General features: G+C 65.0%; 18 protein-coding genes. 1 reads left to right on the plus strand and 17 read right to left on the minus strand.

Annotated features, from left to right (window positions below):
• Positions 1-98: 98 nt before the first annotated feature.
• The 9 genes from ACVJ19_RS06290 to ACVJ19_RS06330 all read right to left on the minus strand — a co-directional run bounded on the left by ACVJ19_RS06290 (position 99) and on the right by ACVJ19_RS06330 (position 8,516).
• Entirely contained in the window at positions 99-1,271 is a 1,173-nt protein-coding gene (locus ACVJ19_RS06290) for a phosphoserine transaminase (RefSeq protein ID WP_453949775.1), read from the minus strand.
• Between the two features lie 79 nt (positions 1,272-1,350).
• Positions 1,351-1,557 (minus strand): hypothetical protein, encoded by a 207-nt coding sequence (locus ACVJ19_RS06295; protein WP_453949774.1) that lies wholly within the window; start codon positions 1,555-1,557, stop codon positions 1,351-1,353.
• Between the two features lie 255 nt (positions 1,558-1,812).
• Positions 1,813-2,277: an N-acetyltransferase family protein gene (locus ACVJ19_RS06300; RefSeq protein WP_453949773.1), complete on the minus strand. Its 465-nt coding sequence runs from the start codon at positions 2,275-2,277 to the stop codon at positions 1,813-1,815.
• A gap of 29 nt (positions 2,278-2,306) precedes the next feature.
• The gene (locus tag ACVJ19_RS06305) at positions 2,307-2,897 is read right to left on the minus strand and encodes a glutathione S-transferase family protein (RefSeq protein WP_453949772.1); all 591 of its coding nucleotides are present in this window, start codon (positions 2,895-2,897) and stop codon (positions 2,307-2,309) included.
• A gap of 70 nt (positions 2,898-2,967) precedes the next feature.
• Positions 2,968-3,855 carry an outer membrane protein gene (locus ACVJ19_RS06310; RefSeq protein ID WP_453949771.1) on the minus strand — a complete coding sequence of 296 codons (888 nt, stop codon included), beginning with the start codon at positions 3,853-3,855 and terminating at the stop codon, positions 2,968-2,970.
• Positions 3,856-4,026: 171 nt separating this feature from the next.
• A complete protein-coding gene (locus ACVJ19_RS06315; protein WP_453949770.1) occupies positions 4,027-4,860 on the minus strand; it encodes an outer membrane protein in 834 nt (277 codons plus the stop codon).
• Between the two features lie 227 nt (positions 4,861-5,087).
• Positions 5,088-6,353, minus strand: a complete 1,266-nt coding sequence (locus ACVJ19_RS06320) for an MFS transporter (protein WP_453949769.1) — start codon at positions 6,351-6,353, stop codon at positions 5,088-5,090.
• A 429-nt stretch (positions 6,354-6,782) separates the two neighbouring features.
• Positions 6,783-8,126 (minus strand): phosphoglucosamine mutase, encoded by a 1,344-nt coding sequence (gene glmM, locus ACVJ19_RS06325; RefSeq protein ID WP_172788714.1) that lies wholly within the window; start codon positions 8,124-8,126, stop codon positions 6,783-6,785.
• 222 nt (positions 8,127-8,348) lie between these two features.
• Positions 8,349-8,516, minus strand: a complete 168-nt coding sequence (locus tag ACVJ19_RS06330; protein WP_453949768.1) for a hypothetical protein — start codon at positions 8,514-8,516, stop codon at positions 8,349-8,351.
• A gap of 105 nt (positions 8,517-8,621) precedes the next feature.
• On the opposite strand from ACVJ19_RS06330, the gene ACVJ19_RS06335 reads away from it, so the two are divergent.
• Positions 8,622-9,758 carry an alpha-hydroxy acid oxidase gene (locus ACVJ19_RS06335; RefSeq protein WP_453949767.1) on the plus strand — a complete coding sequence of 379 codons (1,137 nt, stop codon included), beginning with the start codon at positions 8,622-8,624 and terminating at the stop codon, positions 9,756-9,758.
• Between the two features lie 152 nt (positions 9,759-9,910).
• Here the strand turns inward: ACVJ19_RS06335 and ACVJ19_RS06340 are convergent, their stop codons facing one another.
• The 8 genes from ACVJ19_RS06340 to ACVJ19_RS06375 form a co-directional block, all read right to left on the minus strand.
• The gene (locus ACVJ19_RS06340; protein ID WP_453949766.1) at positions 9,911-10,534 is read right to left on the minus strand and encodes a hypothetical protein; all 624 of its coding nucleotides are present in this window, start codon (positions 10,532-10,534) and stop codon (positions 9,911-9,913) included.
• A gap of 149 nt (positions 10,535-10,683) precedes the next feature.
• Positions 10,684-11,310, minus strand: a complete 627-nt coding sequence (locus ACVJ19_RS06345; protein ID WP_453949765.1) for a hypothetical protein — start codon at positions 11,308-11,310, stop codon at positions 10,684-10,686.
• A gap of 64 nt (positions 11,311-11,374) precedes the next feature.
• Positions 11,375-12,214: a shikimate dehydrogenase gene (locus ACVJ19_RS06350; protein WP_453949764.1), complete on the minus strand. Its 840-nt coding sequence runs from the start codon at positions 12,212-12,214 to the stop codon at positions 11,375-11,377.
• A 126-nt stretch (positions 12,215-12,340) separates the two neighbouring features.
• On the minus strand, positions 12,341-14,083 hold the full coding sequence (locus tag ACVJ19_RS06355) for a SulP family inorganic anion transporter (protein ID WP_453949762.1): 1,743 nt from the start codon (positions 14,081-14,083) through the stop codon (positions 12,341-12,343).
• 107 nt (positions 14,084-14,190) lie between these two features.
• Positions 14,191-14,463: a helix-turn-helix domain-containing protein gene (locus ACVJ19_RS06360; RefSeq protein WP_018647504.1), complete on the minus strand. Its 273-nt coding sequence runs from the start codon at positions 14,461-14,463 to the stop codon at positions 14,191-14,193.
• A 308-nt stretch (positions 14,464-14,771) separates the two neighbouring features.
• Complete coding sequence (locus ACVJ19_RS06365) at positions 14,772-16,820, minus strand: elongation factor G (protein ID WP_453949761.1); 2,049 nt, start codon at positions 16,818-16,820, stop codon at positions 14,772-14,774.
• 155 nt (positions 16,821-16,975) lie between these two features.
• Positions 16,976-17,458 (minus strand): DUF992 domain-containing protein, encoded by a 483-nt coding sequence (locus ACVJ19_RS06370; RefSeq protein ID WP_453949760.1) that lies wholly within the window; start codon positions 17,456-17,458, stop codon positions 16,976-16,978.
• Positions 17,459-17,849: 391 nt separating this feature from the next.
• Positions 17,850-19,052, minus strand: coding sequence for a pyridoxal phosphate-dependent aminotransferase (locus ACVJ19_RS06375; RefSeq protein ID WP_453949759.1), 1,203 nt, complete (start codon positions 19,050-19,052; stop codon positions 17,850-17,852).
• Positions 19,053-19,485: the final 433 nt, after the last annotated feature.

Consider the following 19,485-nt stretch of genomic DNA (forward strand, 5'->3'; position numbering starts at 1 on the left):
GAGAGAGCCCCTCACCCGGATCGCACCGGACGATGCTTCGCATCGCCGGGAGCGACCCGGCCTCTCCCCGTAAGAACGGGGCGAGGCGAAGAAAACAACTACGCCGCTTTCGCGAGCTGCGCCTTGGTCTCGGCAAAGGCCCAGTCGATCCACTGCGTCAGCAGCTCGACGTCCTTGGCTTCCACCGTGGCGCCGCACCAGATGCGCAGGCCGGCCGGCGCGTCGCGGTAGTAGGCGAAGTCGTAGCCGGCGCCTTCCTTCTCGACCAGGGCCACCAGCTTCTTGCTGAACTCGGCCTGCGCGTCGTCCGAGAGCGAGGTGATCGCGGGATCGGTGAACTTCAGGCACACCGAGGTGTTGGAGCGGATCGAAGCGTCCTTGGCCAGGAAGTCGATCCACGGCGTCTTCGCCTTCCAGTCGGCGAGCACCTTGGTGTTGGCGTCCGCGCGCGCGATCAGCGCCTTGAGGCCGCCGATCGACTTGGCCCAGTTCAGCGCATCGAGATAGTCCTCGACGCAAAGCATCGACGGCGTGTTGATGGTCTCGCCGACGAAGATGCCTTCGTTGAGCTTGCCGCCCTTGGTCATGCGGAAGATCTTCGGCAGCGGCCAGGCCGGCTTGTAGGTCTCGAGCCGCTCCACCGCGCGCGGCGACAGGATCAGCATGCCATGCGCGGCTTCACCGCCGAGCGCCTTCTGCCAGGAGAAGGTGACGACGTCGAGCTTGGCCCAGTCGAGAGCTTGCGCAAACGCGGCTGACGTGGCGTCGCAAATGGTCAGACCTTCGCGGCTCGCGCTGATCCAGTTGGCATCAGGCACGCGCACGCCCGAGGTGGTGCCGTTCCAGGTGAAGACGACGTCGCTCTTGGGATCGACCTTGGAGAGATCAGGAATCTCACCGTAAGCGGCGTTGAGCTTGGTGACGTCCTTGAGCTTCAATTCCTTGACGATGTCGCTGACCCAGCCCTCGCCGAAAGATTCCCAGGCGAGCGTGGTGACGGGTCGCGCACCGAGCAGCGACCACAGCGCCATCTCGACCGCGCCGGTATCGGAGGCCGGAACGATGCCGATGCGATAATCGGCCGGCACTTCAAGCACTTCGCGCGTCAGATCGATCGCGAGCTTGAGCTTGGTCTTGCCGACCTTCGCGCGATGCGAACGGCCGAGCGCTGCGTCCTTGAGATTTTGGGCGTTCCAGCCGGGGCGCTTGGCGCAGGGGCCGGAGGAGAAATGCGGCACGGTCGGCCGCGAAGCGGGCTTCGCTACAGTCATGATCTACCCTTCCAGATAGTAAGCCTCCCGTTGGGGGGAGGTGTCCCGCCGCGGCTGATACGGGAAACGGGAAGAGTCGTCAAGGAAGTTCGGGCGTCTCACGCTGGAGTGAAGGCTCCTCGGGGGCGATTCCCGGGGATTCGACGGCAGTGAGCGCATTCAGCAAGTCCGTGGCCTCGCTGATCAATTGCGCGGCACGGCGGCGGCTGCCGACTTTCAGAATGCACTTGTCGTTGGCCTGCACAACGTAGTCGTTGCCGACCTTGATGATGGAATAGCTTGTCATCGAAATCCCCGAACCGACCGAGCCCGGTGTCTGACGCTGCGTAGCACCGTTCGTTCCGACTTCCACGTGAACGACGAACGGGTAGTTTATCAGCTCTTAAGATGAACGAACGTGCGATCCGAATTTGCAGATGGCGCAACGGCCGCGGCCAGAGCCCCATTCCGACACAATCAGAACGGGACTCTGGATTTTTGTATTGACGCGTTTTCTTGACGCGAACCGGTATCCACTTCGCTCGAAAACGCTCCTGTTGCCTCAAAAGCGGACAGTCATGCCGACATGACTCGCTGTGAATCCCAGCCGCTTGTAGAAGCGCTGCGCATCCGTTCTCGTCTGGTGCGTCAGCAGTTCGACCAGATTGCAGCCGCGCGCCTTTGCTTCCGTCACGGCCCATTGCACCAATTGCTCGCCGATGCCGCGGCTGCGACAATCGGAAGCAACGCGCACATCCTCGAGCAGACCGCGGATGCCGCCTTGCGAGCTGATGCCTGAGAGAACAGCGAGTTGCAGGCAGCCGACCACCCTGCCCTCGCTCTCGGCAACCACGAGCGTCAGATTTCGATCGCGCTCGATCCGCTCGAATGCCGCGTAGTAGGACGCAGGCAGCGGATTCTCCACGCGCTCGCGAGCGCGCCCGAGATGATCATCGGCGAGCATCGCCACGATCGCCGGCACGTCCTCGCGGCGCGCGGGACGGATCGAGACGGACTTATCGTTCATCGGGAAACTCCAAAAACTCAGCGCAAGATTCAGCGCGCCGGCGGCAGGCCGAGAAAGGCCTCGGCCTCGCCGATCCAGCGGCGGATGGCCGCATAGCGACCGAGATCGAAGCCGCCTTCACGCGCGAGGCGGGTATAGGCGAGCAGCGAGACGTCGGCGAGCGAGACCGCATCGCCGGCGAAGAAGCGGCTGGCGGCGAGATGCTGCTCCATGCGGTCGAGCGCAGCATAGCCGCGCTTGACCTTTTCAGGGTCGAGCTCGGAGGCATCCTTGCCGAGATAGACGATGAGGAAGCGGCACACCGCGATATAGGGCTCGTGGCTGTACTGCTCCCAGAACAACCATTCGTCCATCTTCGCCGCAGCGAAGGCATCGCGCGGAATGAGGACGCTGTCGCGGGCGAGATAGCGGATGATGGCGTTGGACTGCGCCAGCGTGCGGCCGTCGTCGAATTCGACGGTCGGCACCTGGCCGGCGCCGTTCATCTTGAGGAATTGCGGCGTGCGCGTCTCGCCCTTGCGGGTGTCGATCTCGATCCAGTGATAGGGCAGTGCGAGCTTGTCGCAGACCCACTTCACCTTGAGACAATTGCCCGAGTTGCTGTCGCCGTAGATCTTCATCGCTGCCGCCCCGCTGCCGGAGCGACAGAGCATCAGGACGAAGCGAAGCTGTCAACAGGAAGCGGCCCGCTCAGAACTTGTAGCCGAGGCCGACGCGCGCGTTGTTCAGCGTCACCTGCGTGTTCATGACGGGAGAGAATCTCACATATTCGTATTCGATGCGCGCGAATAGACCGTCCCAGATGCAGTATTCGAGACCGAGACCGGCAGTCCAGCCCACGGCGAAAGTATTGGTTCTGTGCTGGGACTGGGTCTGCGATTGTGCAGGGACGGGGTTGGTCGTGCCGATGACCGTAATGACGTTGCCGAACGCGTCCGTGACCGTCGAGTCCTGCCGCAAGGTCACGTTGCTCGTCACCGTGCGGGACACGTCCATGCGACCGACGGCAGCTCCGGCGAACATGTAGGGCATGAAGTCGCCGCCGTCCCAACCCACGCGCCCGCGCAACGTGATCATGTCCTTGACCTGCGCCGCGGCGGTACCGGTCAGTGTCACGCCATAGTTGTTGGTGACGCCGGGGGGCCGCGTTTCGCCGGCCGGGTTGACGATCATGAGCGAGTTCGAGCCCGACGTCGACGTCGCGAGGTTGTTGAAGTAGCTGTAGGTGCCCTCGAGACTGAGGATGGCATCGTACCATTGCCAGTTGCGGCCGATGAAGCCGCCGAAATTGACGCCTTGCGTGTTGGTCTTGTTCATCAGCGACCACGTCGAGGTCGGCTGCTGCAGAACGCTGTCGCGGAAGATGAAGTTGGTCAGGCCGACCACGCTCTGGCTGAAATCGGTGGCGTCGCTGGTGTAGCCGCCGTTGGCGCCGACATAGAAGCCGTCCCAGTTGCGGGATGTCTTCGACAGGCCGTCGGTGAAGCCGCCGCGCAGGATCGGCAGGTCCGGCATATCGGCCGCGTGCGCGGCAGACACCGTCCCCAACATCGCCGCCGCCAACAAAAGCCTACGCATCGCAACGCTCCAAATCGGACTCGAACCTTCGCCGATGATCATGGCTCGTTAACCTTAACCAATGGTTGCGTCCGGCAATTTCGCCGCCGTCGGGCCATGAAATATCCGCAAAGCAAAACGGCGCGGGATGATCCCGCGCCGTTAAGAGACGTTAAGCGATGGGCTTGAGGATCAGCCCTTGGTGACGAGCGGCTGCGGCACGTAGGCCGGCGGGCTGTTGAGATCCCAGCGCACGCCGAGCTTCAGGTCGTGCGAGGTGAGCTCCTTGATCTTGATCGAGGTCGGACCGGAGGCGCTGTTGTCGAACAGGCGGAAGTTGCCGGGCGCTGCATCGCCGAGGTTCATGTAGCTGTAGGCCAGTTCGACCGTGAAGCCGGGGTTGACCTTGTAGGCGAGACCGGCGTGGGCGGCCCAGGCAAAGTTCCACTTACCGTTATCGGCGAAGTAAGCGACGCTGTTGTTGAGCACGCCACCGCTGTACGACACGCCGTCGTCGCGGAAGCCGCTGATCTTGTTGTAGGAGCCGCCGACACCGGCGCCGATGAACGGGGTGATGCACCACCAGGTGCCGAGGTCGACGTAGGCGTTGGCCATGACAACCCACTCGGACTTGCTGCCGGCGTAATTGTTGACGCCGACGAAGCCGGGGCCGACGACGTTGTCGCTGCCGTGCAGATTGGATTTGCCACGGTACTGGCCGATCACGTCCGCGCGGAACCAGTTGTTGAAGCGATAGCCGACGCCGAGATCAAACAGCCCGGCCGAGTCGAAGCCGAGGCCTTCCGTCGTCTTCGAATAACCCGCCGGCAAAGCGCCTTCGATGCTCTTGGCGCGCTGGTTGGTCATGCCGATGTCGCCACGGAGATACCAACCGCCGAAGTCGGCGGGCGGAGCCGGCGGCGCGTACATGGGAGGGGGCGCGGCGATCGGCATGTCGGCGGCAAACGCCATCGACGAGATCAGGGTTGCCGCACCCGCGGCAAGGAGAGACTTAACGCTACGCATTGGCTTCGTCCTTATGGCCGGTGAGGCAAAATGCAGACGCCCCACGTTCTGGAAACTCACGACCCGGACGATGGCAGCAAATGTTTAAGCGCCACTTAACCCTAATTTTTAAGGTTGATATTTTCTCACTGCACACGCGGATGCGGCGCCGAGCGTTGCAAAAATGCAAGCCTCGGCACCCAGTTGCTAACGATGTATGAAGCCGCAATGCAGCGAGGAAAGGTTTGTTAACGCGCGTGCTGCGGCAGTTTCGGCAGGAACACCGCAAGCAGGCCGATCGCCGGCAGGTACGCGCAGACCTGGTAGACGAACTCGATCGAGGTGTGATCGGCGAGCTTGCCGAGCACGGCGGCACCGAGGCCCCCGATGCCGAAGGCGACGCCGAAGAACACGCCGGAGATCATGCCGAAGCGGTGCGGCACCAGCTCCTGCGCGAACACGATGATCGACGACGTCGTCGAGGAGATGATCAGGCCGATGATGACTGACAGCACCGCGCTGGCGTAGAGCCCGGCATAGGGCAGCGCCAGCGTGAACGGCAGCGCGCCCAGGATCGAGATCCAGATCACGATCTTGCGGCCGAAGCGATCTCCCAGCGGTCCGCCGAAGAACGCGCCAACCGCATTCGCCGCGAGGAAGATGAAGAGATAGATCTGCGCCGCTTGCGTCGACACGCCGAACCGGTCGATCAGGTAGAAGATGTAATAGCTCGACAGGCTCGAGACGTAGAGCTGTTTGGAGAACAGCAGCGCCACCAGCACGAGCAGCGCAACCGCGACACGGCGCGAGCTCGGCCCGCCGGGCTGGGTGTGGACCGGCGCCGCCTTCCTCGCCGTGATCTGCGGCGCGTACCAGCGCCCGATGCGCCAGAGAATGAGAATCGCGAGGAACGCGATCGAAGAGAACCAGGCGATGCTGCCCTGCCCGAACGGCACCACGATCAGCGCGGCCAGCACCGGCCCCATCGACGTGCCGAAGCTGCCGCCGAGCTGGAACACCGATTGCGCAAAACCGTAGCGGCCGCCGGAGGCGAGCCGCGCGATGCGCGCGGATTCGGGATGAAACACCGCCGAGCCGAGACCGACCAGCGCGGCGGCGACGAGGATGACGAGATATTGCTGCGCGACGCTGAGCAGCAGCAGGCCGAAGAAGGTCGAGGCCATGCCGATCGACAGCGAATAAGGCTGCGCCTTCTTGTCGGTGTAGTGGCCGACCACCGGCTGCAGCAGCGAGGCCGTGAACTGGAAGGCCAGCGTGATCATGCCGATCTGCGCGAAGTCGAGCGCATAGGTGTCCTTCAGGATCGGATACACCGAGGCGATCAGCGACTGCATGGTGTCGTTGAGGAAGTGCGAGAAGCTGATGCCGGCCAGCACGACATAGGCCGGCCCCGCGGCCGCCTTGGCAGCAGATTTGGCGGCAGCGGGCGCCACGTCGGCGACGACGACCGGCTCGGTCAGCGTTTCCTCTGAGACGACGACAGGCTTGTTCAATGCAGCATCCCGGCGCGGCAGATTGCCGCGACGTGCTGATTACGATGCAAGCAGCGGTCGAACCAGCGCCAATCGCAAATGGCTGGGATGCGTCTCTTACCCTCTCCACGAGTCCGATATCGTAGGGTGGGCAAAGGCGCCCTTGCGCCGTGCCCACCATCTTTCCGATACGGCGACAGAGGCGTGGGCAAGCTGTCGCTTTGCCCACCCTACGATGCTGCATGGTTCGAGACGCCCGCTTCGCGGGCTCCTCACAATGAGGGTCTAGGGTGTCGCCGAGAAACAGGAATCGTAGGGTGGGCAAAGGCGCACTTGCGCCGTGCCCACCATCTATCCGATACGGAAACAGATGCGTGGGCACGCTTCGCTTTGCCCACCCTACGATACAGCCCGTGGGGAGAGATCACCCCACCCGGCGCTTCGATGCGCTTAGGCCGCCGCCTGTCCCAGCGCGGAGACGATGGTGTCGACGACGTCCTCGACCAGATGGCGGTCCTCGCCCTCGCCCATGACGCGGATCACCGGCTCGGTGCCGGAGGAGCGGATCAGAAGGCGGCCGTGGCCGTTGAGGCGCTTCTCGCCGTCGGAGATCGCCGACTTGACGTCGGAATCATCGAGCGGCTTGCCGCCCTTGTGGCGGACATTCTTGAGGATCTGCGGCAGCGGATCGAAGCGGTGGCAGACCTCGGACACGGGACGCCGCAGCTTCTGCACCACGGCCAGCACTTGCAGTGCAGCGACAAAACCGTCGCCGGTGGTGGCGTAGTCGGACAGGATGATGTGGCCAGACTGCTCGCCGCCGAGATTGTAGCCGCCGTTCAGCATCTGCTCGAGCACGTAGCGGTCGCCGACCGGCGTGCGCACGAGATCGAGCCCCTGCCCTTTGAGGAAGCGCTCGAGGCCGAGATTGGACATCACGGTGGCGACGATGCCGGGACGCGACAGCCGGCCGTCCTCCTTCCAGCTCTGCGCGATCACCGCGAGCAACTGGTCGCCGTCGACGACATGGCCGCGCTCGTCGACCAGGATGACGCGATCGGCGTCGCCGTCGAGCGCAATGCCGATGTCGGCGCGCATCTCGCGCACCTTCTTCGACAGCGCCTCCGGCGAGGTCGAGCCGCAATCCTTGTTGATGTTGAAACCGTCGGGCTCGACGCCGATCGGCACCACGTCGGCGCCCAATTCCCACAGCGCTTCGGGCACCACCTTGTAGGCGGCGCCATTGGCGCAATCGATCACGACGCGCAGGCCCTCGAGCGAGAGATCGCGCGGCAGCGTGCGCTTGGCGAATTCGATGTAGCGGTCATGCACGCCGTCGATACGGCGGGCGCGGCCGAGGCTCGCGCTTTGTGCGAGACGCTTGTCGAGGGATTCGTCGAGCAGCTGCTCGATCTGCCGCTCGACGTCGTCGGAGAGCTTGAAGCCCTGCGGCCCGAACAGCTTGATGCCGTTGTCCTCGAACAGATTGTGCGAGGCCGAGATCATGACGCCGAGATCGGCGCGCATCGACTTGGTCAGCATCGCGACCGCCGGCGTCGGCATCGGGCCGACCAGCAGCACGTCCATGCCGACCGAGGTGAAGCCCGCAACCATCGCGTATTCGATCATGTAGCCGGACAGACGGGTGTCCTTGCCGATCACGACCCGGTGGCGGTGGTCACCGCGCTGAAATGCAAGGCCCGCGGCCTGGCCGACCTTGAGCGCGAGCTCCGGCGTGATCAGTCCGTTGGCGCGGCCCCGAATCCCGTCCGTCCCGAAATATTTGCGACTCATATGGTCCCCCGAGCAACAACCAGGGATCCCCTCTACAACCACGGGCTGCCCGAACGGGACCCGCATCCCCTGATCTGCTGAGGGTCTTATAAAGCCATCGCGGCTAACTTGGCTTCAAAAAATATGATGAATCATTACGGAACCGGCGCCGCAGCCGCCTCTGTAACGCATTGTTAACATTATAGTTCCGGCGTGACCAGCGGAAAGCAGACGGAACCTGTCCTAATCCGAGCGCTTCACATGGCCGTCGCCGCGGCTCGGCGCCGGCTGGGTGACGTTGACGGGATCGGAGCCCGGAAAGGTCTCTTCCAGCCCCTCTTCCAGCGCGTCCTCGAGGTCCTGCTTCTCCTTGATCTCTTTCGGCGAAGGTTTCGCGTGCGGCTTCGTCATGGCGCCCTCCTCTCAAACGATTTGGCTGTGCATCCAACCATGCTAGATGACCCCTCGATCTTCCGACGCAAGACTCTTGCGTACACGACGGGCCGGGAAACGTTCATGAAGCACATCACCTGTATCGACGATCTTCGCGCGCTGCATAAGCGCCGCGTGCCGAAGGCGTTCTTCGACTATTGCGACCGCGGCTCCTATGCCGAGGAAACGCTGCGCGCCAACCGCGAGGACCTGCAGGCGATCAAGTTCCGCCAGCGCATCCTGGTCGACGTCTCCAAGCGCGACACCTCGACCACGATCCTCGGCGAGCCCTCGACCATGCCGCTGATCCTCGCGCCCGTCGGCCTGCTCGGCATGCAGCATGGCGACGGCGAAATCTACGCCTGCCGCGCCGCGCAGGCCGCCGGTATCCCGTTCACGCAATCGACGATGTCGATCTGCTCGATCGAGGACATCGCCGCCAATGTCGAGAAGCCGTTCTGGTTCCAGCTCTACGTGATGAAGGACCGCGGCTTCATCAAGGAACTGATCCAGCGCGCGGCCGCGGCCAAGTGCAGCGCACTCGTGCTCACCGTCGACCTGCAGGTGATCGGCCAGCGCCATGCCGACATCAAGAACGGCATGACGGTGCCCCCCGAATGGTCGCTGTCGAAGCTTCTGGATTTCGCCAGCAAGCCGGCCTGGGTCTCCGGCGTGCTGCAGGGCAAGCGCCGCACCTTCGGCAACATCGCCGGCCACGTGAAGAACACCGAGGATCTCAACCGCCTCGCCGAGTGGACCGCTTCGCAGTTCGATACGTCCTTGAACTGGAAGGACGTCGAATGGGTCCGGAGCATCTGGCCTGGCAAGCTCATCATCAAGGGCATCCTCGACGTCGAGGATGCCGAGGAGGCCGCCAAGACCGGCGCGCAGGCCCTCGTCGTCTCCAACCATGGTGGCCGTCAGCTCGACGGCGCGCCGTCCTCGATCGAGGTGCTGCCGGAGATCGCAGACGCGGTCGGCGACAAGATGGAGATCATGTTCGACGGCGGCATCCGCTCCGGGCAGGACGTGATGCGCGCGCTCGCGCTCGGCGCAAAGTCCTGCATGATCGGCCGCGCCTATGCTTACGGCCTCGGTGCCGGCGGCCAGGCCGGCGTCGCCAAGGCGATCGAGATCATCCAGAAAGAGCTGCTCACCACCATGGGCCTGTGCGGCGTCAACCGGATCGACGAGATCGACGATCACGTGATTGCGATGTGACGGCAGCGGCAGTGCCGTAGGGTGGGTTAGCTCTGCGGCTGCGCGAAGCGCAGTCCGCGGCGCGTAACCCACCAACTTCGATCCGCATTTGCGGAAAGCATGGTGGGTTACGGCTTCGCCTAACCCACCCTACAAGACACCGCTTGCCTGCCTCACATCGGCGGCGTAATCCCATCCCGCCCGACATTCACCCGGTTCGCCTCCAGCGACCCATCCTCCTTCTTCGCCGCGCCGAAAATGATCAGCTTGGCGCCGGGCTTCACTTCCGACTTGTCGCTGGCGACGAAGGTGACGATCGGAGTATCCTGCGGCACCACGACTTTCTTCTCGCCGTCCTTGTATTTCACCGTGATGTTCTGGCCGTCGGTGCCCTTCACCGTCTGCGCCACGGTGGCGTTGGTCATGGTCGAATTGGCGCGCGCATCCCAGGGACGGAAGCCTTCGGCGGCGCCGCGCTGGTTCTCCGGGAAGATGTGCACCGCGATCGCCTTCTGGGTGCCGTCGGGCTCGGGCATGCCGGTGACGCCGATATAGGAGCCTTCCTTGATCTCGGAGAGCGAGGTCTTGATGACGGCAAAGACGGCGACGTTGTCGGTCATCTTCACCTTCACGTCGCTGCCCTCGCGGGTCTTGATGCCGAGCATGTTGCCGTCGACGCTCTCGATGGTGCCGCGGATGCGCACCGTCGGTGCCTGCTGCGCCGAGGCGGAAGACACGAAGATGCAGGTGACGAAAGTGGCCACGACGGCGCGTGGCATCCAGTTCAGCTTCGGCATGGCCTTGTCCCTCCAGGGCGTTGCGGCGGTACATCACGGCAACCCCGTGCGACCGCCGCTATTCCCTCAACTTTTGAGCATGATCTCTTCGGAAAACCGCTTCACACTTTGCGCTAACGCGGCCCTTCGGGTCCGGATCATGCTCCCAATCACATCGGCGGGGTCAGGCCATCGCGGCCGACGCTGACGCGGTTGGTCTCGAACGAGCCGTCCGGGAGCTGCTTCATGAAGGCGATGACCTTGGCGCCGGGCTTCAGCTCACCCTTGTCACCGGGCACGAAGGTCACCACCGGCGTGTTGTCGGGGACGAACACCTTCTTCTCGCCGTCCTTGTATTTCACCAGCAGCGTATGGCCGTCATTGCCGACCACGCTCTCCGACACCGTGGCGTTGGTCATGCTGGAGTTCGGCTTGAGGTCATAGGGTCGCGAGCCCTCGCCGGTGCCGCGCATGCTCTCGGGAAACACGTGCACCTCGACCGCGTTCTGGCCGCCGTCCGGTCCCGGCACGGTGGTGGCGCCGACGAAGGAGCCGACCTTGATGTCGGCGAGTGAAATTTTTGTAATTCCCGACACGCTGACGTCAGGGGCGATGCGCAGCTTGACGTCCTCGCCGCTGCGCGACTTGACCTGCATGGTATCGCCGCTGACGCTTTCGATGGTGCCGCGCACCCGCGTCGGCACCGGCGCCTTCTGCGCGACGGCCGCGAGCGTCGAGACGGCTACCATCGCGACGGCGACGAGCGGGCGTATCAAGGTTGTACGTTGAATAGTCATGACGGTCTCCGATTGTCCCACGGGATAGAACTCCGGAGGTGGTGTGCTATTCGCCGTTACCCTCTCAAGTCTTTGTGAGATCGGCCTCGACCAGCGCCCGCAGCTCGGCCGTGACTTGCGGCCGGCGGCCGAACCACAGCTCGAAGCCGCGCACCGCCTGGTGCAGCAGCATGCCGAGCCCGTCGGCGGTCTTCAGGCCGCGCGCCTTTGCGGCCGCCAGCAGTGGCGTCACCAGCGGGACGTAGACGAGGTCGGCGACGACCGCTTCTTGCGGCAGGCGCGCCGCTTCGACGTCGAGTGACGGCTGGCCGTGCATGCCGAGCGAGGTCGTGTTCACGAGAAGTTTCGCACGCGGCAGCACGTCGCCGATCGCGTCCCACGTAACAGGATGCACGCTCGGACCGAACTGACCTGCAAGAGTCTCTGCCCGCGCGATGGTGCGATTGGCGAGATGGATGCGCTTGATCCCGCGCTCGCGCAGCCCGAACACGACCGCGCGGGAGGAGCCGCCCGCCCCCAGCACCAGCGCCTCTTCCGCCTTGTCCCAACCGGGCGCGCTGGCGTCGAGATTGCCGATGAAACCCTCGACGTCGGTGTTGGTCGAGCGCAGCTCGCCCTCGGCAAACCACAGTGTGTTGGCGGCGCCGACGGCCCGCGCGCGCGCGTCAGGCGTCGAGAGCCCGAGCACGGCTTCCTTGTGCGGGATGGTGACGTTGGCCCCCACAAAACCGCGCAGCGACAGCCGCAGCACGAAGTCTCTGAGATCATCGGGCGGGACCGCCTCGATGACGTAACCGCCCTCGATGCCGAGCGTGCGCAGCCAGTAATGATGGATCAGCGGCGAGCGCGAATGCGCGGCCGGCCATCCGATCAGACAGGCTGCGGGAGCCTTGGTCACGGTCATCCTTCCCCTTAAGTCGTTTCCGTGACGATCCATTTCGCGTCCCGCGGGCGCTGTCAAGCGCGCGGCAGCCGCATCGTGACGCAGCAGCAGCCGTCGATCAAATCGCCCGGCGCGAGACGCGTGCCGTCAGCCCGCCGCAGGCTCGTCGGCTGCTCGGCTCTTGATGTCGGCGACGGCGCGCTCGAGGCTCGTGCGATAGCGCGCGCGCGGCGGCGTCACGCCATGGGTGAGCAGCGCGCGGCGGACCGCGGGCGAGGCGCCGGTGATGAACAAGCGGATGCCCTGGCGGTGGGCCTTGGCAGCGACCCGCCCGAGCACGTTCGCCGCCGTCGAGTCCAGGAACGGCACCGCGGCGAAATCGACCACGAAGGCCTTGCGCTTGTCGGCGATGCCGTCGAGCACGCCGCCGATCGCCGAGGCCGCGCCGAAGAAGAACGCGCCGGTGATGCGATAGACCAGCACGTCGCGGTCGATCGCGAGCCCGGGGTCGTAAGGCACGCGCTCGCCATTGCCGTCGTCGGGACGGTCGGCCGCTACCAGCGGGGAACGTTCCTCGATGCCGGTCATCTCGGCCATGCGATGGATGAACAGCACCGCGCCGAGCGCGAAGCCGACCAGGATGCCTTCAGTGAGGTCGCGGAAGATCGTCAGCAGGAAAGTCGCGAGCAGCACCACGGCATCGCCCCAGGAGGAACGCAGGAGTGTGGCGAACTCCTGCTTCTCCGCCATGGTCCAGGCGACCACCACGAGCACGGCGGCGAGCGCGGCAAGCGGGATGTAGCTGGCGAGCGGGGCTGCGATCAGCATGAACAGCAGCAGGAAGACCGAATGCAGCATGCCCGCCAGCGGCCCGCGCGCGCCGGCGCGGATGTTGGTGGCGGTGCGCGCGATCAGGCCGGTGACGCAGATGCCGCCGAACAGCGCCGAGCCGATATTGGCCGCACCTTGCGCGACCAGCTCGCAATTGGAGCGGTGACGGCGCCCGGTCATGCCGTCGGCCACCACCGCCGACAGCAGCGATTCGATTGCGGCCAGCAGCGCGAACGCGATCGCGTCGGGCAGCACCGCCCTCGCCTTCTCCAGCGAAAACACGGGGAGCGCCGGCGACGGCAATTCGCGCGGAATGCCGCCGAAGCGCGAGCCGATGGTCTCGACCGGCAGCGAGAACACCGAACATATGACGGCCGCGAAAACGACCGCGATCAGGATGCCCGGCCAGGACGGCCGCCAGACCCGCAAGGCCGCGATGATGGCAATGCTGGCGAGCGCGACGACAACCGCCGACGGATTGACGGTGTGCAGGCCGCTCGCAAGCGCGGCGAGCTTTGGAACGAATTCGCTGGGCTCCTTGCCCGCGAGCGTGATGCCTGCGAGATCGCGGAGCTGGCTCGCAAAGATGATCACCGCGATGCCGGCGGTGAAGCCGACCGTCACCGGATAGGGAATGAACTTGATGTAGGTGCCGACGCGCAACAGGCCCGCGGCGATCAGGAACAGGCCCGCCATCATGGTGGCGAGGATCACGCCGTCGACGCCGTGCCGCTCCGCGGTCACCGCGACCAGCACGATGAAGGCACCCGCAGGGCCGCCGATCTGGAAGCGGCTGCCGCCGAGCAGCGACACGATGAAGCCGCCGACGACGGCGGTGTAGAGACCGCGGTCCGGCGTCACGCCCGAGGCGATCGCGATCGCCATCGACAGCGGCAGCGCGACGATCGCCACCGTGAGGCCCGCGAACACGTCGGCGCGAAAGTCCGACAGGTCATAGCCCTCGCGCCAGACGGTGACGAGTTTTGGCAGATAGAGTTCGGTGAAGGTCGGCCTGCGAAGCTGCTGCAGCCGGCTTGCGTGATCGCTTGTGATGCTCATGCCCCGAAGTGCTCCGCTGCCCACAACGCTCCGATGCATCGTGCGGCCGCGTGCGTCGGCGCGACGGTGCGTTAGTTCAAACTGCTCCCGGCATGATCATCGCGAGATCACGCCCCGACCCGACGCGGCGGCCCCGGCTCCTTCAGCCGAACCCCGCGTCCGCCGCTGTCGCTGCGCGCCTGCTCGCCGATCAGTTCGACGCCGGCCCGGTCGAACGCCTCGACCACCCTCATCAAGGTCTCGACCACGCCACGCACGTTGCCGGTCGATGCCTCCATCCGCTGGATGGTCGGCAGCGACACGCCGGCGAGCTCGGCCAGGGTTTTCTGGTCGATGCCGAGCAGCGCGCGGGCCGCCCGCATCTGGAACGAGGTGATCACCCTGGCCTCACGTATCAGGAGTTATAAGTGATATCTGGAGCATATACAATGATGTAAAATACATCATTTCGAGGCGGAGGCAAGCACTAACCTCTCCCCGCTCTTCTGCGGGGAGAGGTCGGATCGCGTCAGCGATCCGGGTGAGGGGCGAGGCACTCTGCGGCCACAAGCGAATGGCCATCCGACTCGATTGTTTGCCTGCAATTCAAACCGCGCGCGTGGATACGCCCCTCACCCCACCCTCTCCCCGTAAGAACGGGGAGAGGGAGTGAGCGAGTGGTGCGTCCCTCACTGCGCGAGAGACAGACTCACGCCGCGTGCTGATGCGCGGCGATGATCTGGTCGGCGGCGCGGCCCGTGACTTCGGCCATGTGGTCGAACTGGCGGGTGAAGCTGCCGGCGCCTGCTGTCGCGGAGCGCAGCTCGACGATGAGCTCGCCGATCTCGGCTTCCGGCATCATGGCGCGGACGCAGTCCCAGCCGCTCCAGCCGTCGCGGGTGTCGAAGCCGAGGATCTGGCCGCGCCGCGCCGACAGGATCGCGTTGATCTTGGCGGTGGCATCGGTCGGACAGACGATCTCGACCACGTGGATCGGCTCCAGCAGCACCGGCTGGCATTGCGGCAGGCCTTCGTTGAGCCCGACCCGCGCCGCCGTGCGGAAGGCGAGATCGGAGCTATCGACGCTGTGATAGGAGCCGTCGGTCAGCGTCACCTGCACATCGGTGACGGGGAAGCCGAGCGGACCGCGCGTGAGCCCGTCGACGACGCCTTCCTCCACCGCCGGGATGTAGTTGCGCGGCACCGCGCCGCCGACCACCTTCTCGGCGAACTTGAAGCCATCGCCGCGCGGCAGCGGCTTGATGTCGAGCACGACATCGCCGAACTGGCCGTGGCCGCCGGACTGCTTCTTGTGCCGGCCGCGCTGGACAATCGGCTTGCGGATGGTCTCCTGATAGCCGATCGCGGGCGGATGCGAGGTGACCTTGACGCCGAAGCGGTCGCGCAAGCGCTCGCTGGCGACGCGCAGGTGCATCTCGCCCTGGCCCCACAGCACGGTGTCGTGGGTCTTGGGATTCTGCACGATCAGGAGCGAAGGATCCTCCTCGTGCAGCCGCATCAGCGCCTGGCCGAGCTTGACGTCGTCCTTGCGGTCGGTGGCCGCGACCGAGATCGCGAGCACGGCCGATGTCGGCTCCGCGGCGCCCAGCGCCGCCGGCTGCGTCTTGCCGCTCGAGACCAAGTCGCCGGTCTTGACCGGATCGAGCTTGGCGAGCGCCACGGTGTCGCCGGCTTCCGCCGAGGCGCGCTTGGTGTCGTAGGCGCCGTTGACGGCGAGGATGCCGGAGATGCGCCCGGCGCCGCCGGAGGAGGATTGCAGCGTGGCGCCGTCGTCGAGATGGCCGGCGACGAGCCGCGTCAGCGACAGCTTTCCGCCGTGCTGCGAATGCAGCGTCTTGAAGACGTAGCCGAGCGCGTCCTTGCTCTCGGGCGTGCCGAGGCGCTTTGCGGTCTCGGCGATGCCGGGCGCCTCGTGGCGCAGCGCCTTCATCAGGCGCAGCACGCCGTTTTCGCGGGCGGCCGCACCGATCAGCACCGGGCAGATCAGCCCTTCGCGCAATTCGCGGGCGAGATCGTCGAACACGGCATCGCGCGGCGGCTGGATGTCCTCCAGCAGTTGCTCCATCAGCGCGTCGTCGTGGTCGGCGAGCTTCTCCAGCATCGAGAAGCGGGCTTCCTTCTCGCGATCGAGATCGCCGCCTTCGAGCGCGATCACCTCGGAGGCCTTGTGCTCGCGATAGATGAAGGCGCGCTCAAGCGCGAGATCGACGAAGCCTTCGATCAGCTCGCCCTTCCAGATCGGGATCTGGCGCAGCACCAGCGGCACGCGCGAGGCGGGCTGCAGCATCGCGAGGGTCTCGCGGATGCGCTGATTGGCGCGATCGATCTTGTTGAGGAACAGGAAACGCGGGATCTTCAGCTCCTCCAGCTCGCGCAGGATGATCTGAAGCTGCGGCAGCTTCTTCTCGTCCGCCTCGCAAACCACGATTGCGGCATCGACCGCGGGCAACGCGGCGCGCATGTCGTGGGCGAACTCGACGGAACCGGGACAATCGAGGAAGGTGTAGCTGTCGCCCATGAAACTCGTGGTGGCGGCAGTGAGGCCGACGGTCATCTTGTGATGACGGGCCTCCGGGGTGGCGTCGCCGACGGAAGTTCCGGCGTCGACGCTGCCGGCGCGAGGGATTGCGCCCGTTCGCGCCAATATTGCTTCAAGAAGTGTGGTTTTACCGCTTTGGAAAGGGCCCACCAGCGCGATGCACCGTGGACCTCGGGGACTTCTGACGTCTTGTCCCATTTCGCCGCCTCCTTTGTGTGGAGCTCGGCCCATGATTGGGTCGGCAAACGCAGATGCTCTGCCCGTCCCTTAGATTTGGCAAGCATCAAACGTCGCTGCGGTGCGTCGTCAGTAAAATCGCGCCGCTTCGCGCGGCGCGATCACACGCAAAAGTGTTAACGGCCCGGACGGAGTTCCAGGCTTTCGAGGCCGGCGGCGACGTTGAGGCCGACTTGGCCCTGCACGCTGAGTGGCTGGAGCGCGATCGAGTTGTTGGAGCCACCGACCAGCACGTTGCCGCCGAGGCCGACGCCGATCGAGGCGCTGCCCTGCGCGCCAGCGTAAGTGCCGGAGAGATCGCCGGGGCCGAGCCGGTCGACCGGCGCGAACACGCCCCAGGCCAGCGTGGTCTCCTGGGTAATGCCGATGTCGAGGCCCACTTTCCGGATCGTCGCGACGTAGCGGTCCTCAGGCAGGCCGTCGGCGCGCAGCACGCAGCCGAGATTGGTCACCGATCCCACGATGAAGCCGACGCTGGCGCCCCCACGGCATTCGAGCACGCCGACCCGGACCATCCGCTGCTGCTGCGCGCTGCTGTTTGCGACGGAGGCAACGAGGCTGGCGGCGGCGAGCCCGGCGAAGATGAACGAACGGCGCATGAATTTCTCCGGCGATGAATGTGAGGCGAGCAGAGAGAGCGCCCTACCCGTGTTGCGCGATGGTCTATGCCACAAGAGCGTTGTGGGTGCCAGATCGGACGTATCTGAAATGAACGCTCGGTGAGAGGCCCCTCACCCCACCCTCTCCCCGTAAGAACGGGGAGAGGGAGCGAGAGAGCGTCGCGTCCCTCACGATGCAAACGAGCGACGGTTGGGCGCTACTTAAACCTCTCCCCGCACTTCCGCGGGGAGAGGTCGGATCACATCGCAGATGTGATCCGGGTGAGGGGCTGGGCACAAAGCCGACCAGAGCAATAGTCCATCCGACTCCGCCTATCGAAACAAAAAAGGCCCGCCGAAGCGGGCCTTTCCAATTCGCACTGTCTTCGGCTCAGCGAAGATTGCCGCAGAAGCGCTGGATGCGCTTGCAGGCGTCTTCGAGGTCGGAGGTCTTGGTCGCGTAGGAGATGCGGAAGGCCGGGCCGAGGCCGAAGGCCGAACCCTGCACCACGGCGACGCCTTCGGTCTCCAGCAGCTCGGTGACGAACTGCTCATCGTTCGCGATCACGTTGCCCGACGGCGCCTTCTTGCCGATCGTGCCGGCGCAGGACGGATAGACGTAGAACGCACCCTCGGGACGCGGGCACTCGATGCCGTTCGCCTGGTTGAGCATGGAGACGACAAGGTCGCGGCGCTCCTTGAACACCTTGTTGTTGGCGGGGATGAAGTCCTGCGGACCGTTCAGCGCCTCCACCGAGGCCCACTGCGCGATCGAGCACGGATTCGAGGTCGACTGCGACTGGATGGTCGACATCGCCTTGATGAGCTGCGCCGGGCCGCCGGCATAGCCGATGCGCCAGCCGGTCATGCAATAGGCCTTCGACACGCCGTTCACCGTGAGCGTGCGGTCGTAGAGGCTGGGCTCGACCTGCGCGACCGTGGTGAACTGGAAGTCGTCATAGACGAGGTGCTCGTACATGTCGTCGGTCATCACCCACACATGCGGGTGCTTGACCAGCACGTCGGTAAGCGCCCTCAGCTCGGCCTTGGTGTAGGCCGCGCCGGTCGGGTTCGACGGCGAGCACAGGATCACCCATTTGGTCTTCGGCGTGATCGCGCGCTCGAGCGCCTCGGCCCCGAGCTTGAAGCCGGTCGCGGCGGTGCAGACCACCGGCACCGGCTCGCCGCCGGCGAGCGCAACCATTTCAGGGTAGCTGACCCAATAGGGCGCTGGGATGATCACCTCGTCGCCCGGATTGATGGTCGCCATCAGCGCGTTGTAGAGCACCTGCTTGCCGCCGGTGCCGACGATGATCTGGTTCGGCTTGTAGACGACGCCGTTCTCGCGCTGAAACTTCGCGATGATGGCTTCCTTCAGCTCGGGAATGCCGTCGACCGCGGTGTACTTGGTCTTGCCGGCCTCGATGGCGCGGATCGCCGCCAGCTTGATGTTGGCGGGCGTGTCGAAGTCGGGCTCGCCGGCACCGAGGCCGATGACGTTGCGGCCCGCCGCTTTCAGCGCGCGTGCTTTATCCGTGACCGCGATGGTCGCGGACGGCTTCACACGGTCGAGCGCAGCGGCAAGGAAGGACATCGTCATCTCCTGACAAGCGTCGTGAACCCTTTGGCCTCACGACTCTGATTGTGGGAATGGAGCCACCCTAAAACGTGTGCCGCTGCACCGCAAGAAACTTCGGCCCGATCCCGCAAAAGTTTACGAATTCCAGCGTTTCGAGCCGCGATTCCCCGCAATTTTCCGTAACTTTGCCGCGCAAACCCCTCATATCCGGCAAGGCTTGTCCTCGGAGCAATTTCAGGCCGTTCGGGCGCCAAGAACCGACCGCGAGGCTGACGTTTCCGAGGAGGTCCGGGAGCCTTCAGCCGAGCGTCGACACCCGGCTCGATCACGGCCGCTCAACGTCTCACTCGATGCGAGTGCGCAACGCGTCCACGCGTTGACGCAAGCGTGATCTGATTTGCAGCGTCGCGTGGAAATGATCTTCCGCGGCATTGCAGTGCGGTAGAGT

The organism is Bradyrhizobium sp. USDA 376 (assembly GCF_054063675.1).

Bases quoted from the DNA above. Each gene is read 5' to 3' on its own strand.
- ACVJ19_RS06290 (WP_453949775.1), bottom strand. From the start codon at position 1,271: ATGACTGTAGCGAAGCCCGCTTCGCGGCCGACCGTGCCGCATTTCTCC.
- ACVJ19_RS06295 (WP_453949774.1), bottom strand. From the start codon at position 1,557: ATGACAAGCTATTCCATCATCAAGGTCGGCAACGACTACGTTGTGCAG.
- ACVJ19_RS06300 (WP_453949773.1), bottom strand. From the start codon at position 2,277: ATGAACGATAAGTCCGTCTCGATCCGTCCCGCGCGCCGCGAGGACGTG.
- ACVJ19_RS06305 (WP_453949772.1), bottom strand. From the start codon at position 2,897: ATGAAGATCTACGGCGACAGCAACTCGGGCAATTGTCTCAAGGTGAAG.
- ACVJ19_RS06310 (WP_453949771.1), bottom strand. From the start codon at position 3,855: ATGCGTAGGCTTTTGTTGGCGGCGGCGATGTTGGGGACGGTGTCTGCC.
- ACVJ19_RS06315 (WP_453949770.1), bottom strand. From the start codon at position 4,860: ATGCGTAGCGTTAAGTCTCTCCTTGCCGCGGGTGCGGCAACCCTGATC.
- glmM (WP_172788714.1), bottom strand. From the start codon at position 8,126: ATGAGTCGCAAATATTTCGGGACGGACGGGATTCGGGGCCGCGCCAAC.
- ACVJ19_RS06330 (WP_453949768.1), bottom strand. From the start codon at position 8,516: ATGACGAAGCCGCACGCGAAACCTTCGCCGAAAGAGATCAAGGAGAAG.
- ACVJ19_RS06335 (WP_453949767.1), top strand. From the start codon at position 8,622: ATGAAGCACATCACCTGTATCGACGATCTTCGCGCGCTGCATAAGCGC.
- ACVJ19_RS06340 (WP_453949766.1), bottom strand. From the start codon at position 10,534: ATGCCGAAGCTGAACTGGATGCCACGCGCCGTCGTGGCCACTTTCGTC.
- ACVJ19_RS06345 (WP_453949765.1), bottom strand. From the start codon at position 11,310: ATGACTATTCAACGTACAACCTTGATACGCCCGCTCGTCGCCGTCGCG.
- ACVJ19_RS06350 (WP_453949764.1), bottom strand. From the start codon at position 12,214: ATGACCGTGACCAAGGCTCCCGCAGCCTGTCTGATCGGATGGCCGGCC.
- ACVJ19_RS06355 (WP_453949762.1), bottom strand. From the start codon at position 14,083: ATGAGCATCACAAGCGATCACGCAAGCCGGCTGCAGCAGCTTCGCAGG.
- ACVJ19_RS06365 (WP_453949761.1), bottom strand. From the start codon at position 16,820: ATGGGACAAGACGTCAGAAGTCCCCGAGGTCCACGGTGCATCGCGCTG.
- ACVJ19_RS06370 (WP_453949760.1), bottom strand. From the start codon at position 17,458: ATGCGCCGTTCGTTCATCTTCGCCGGGCTCGCCGCCGCCAGCCTCGTT.
- ACVJ19_RS06375 (WP_453949759.1), bottom strand. From the start codon at position 19,052: ATGTCCTTCCTTGCCGCTGCGCTCGACCGTGTGAAGCCGTCCGCGACC.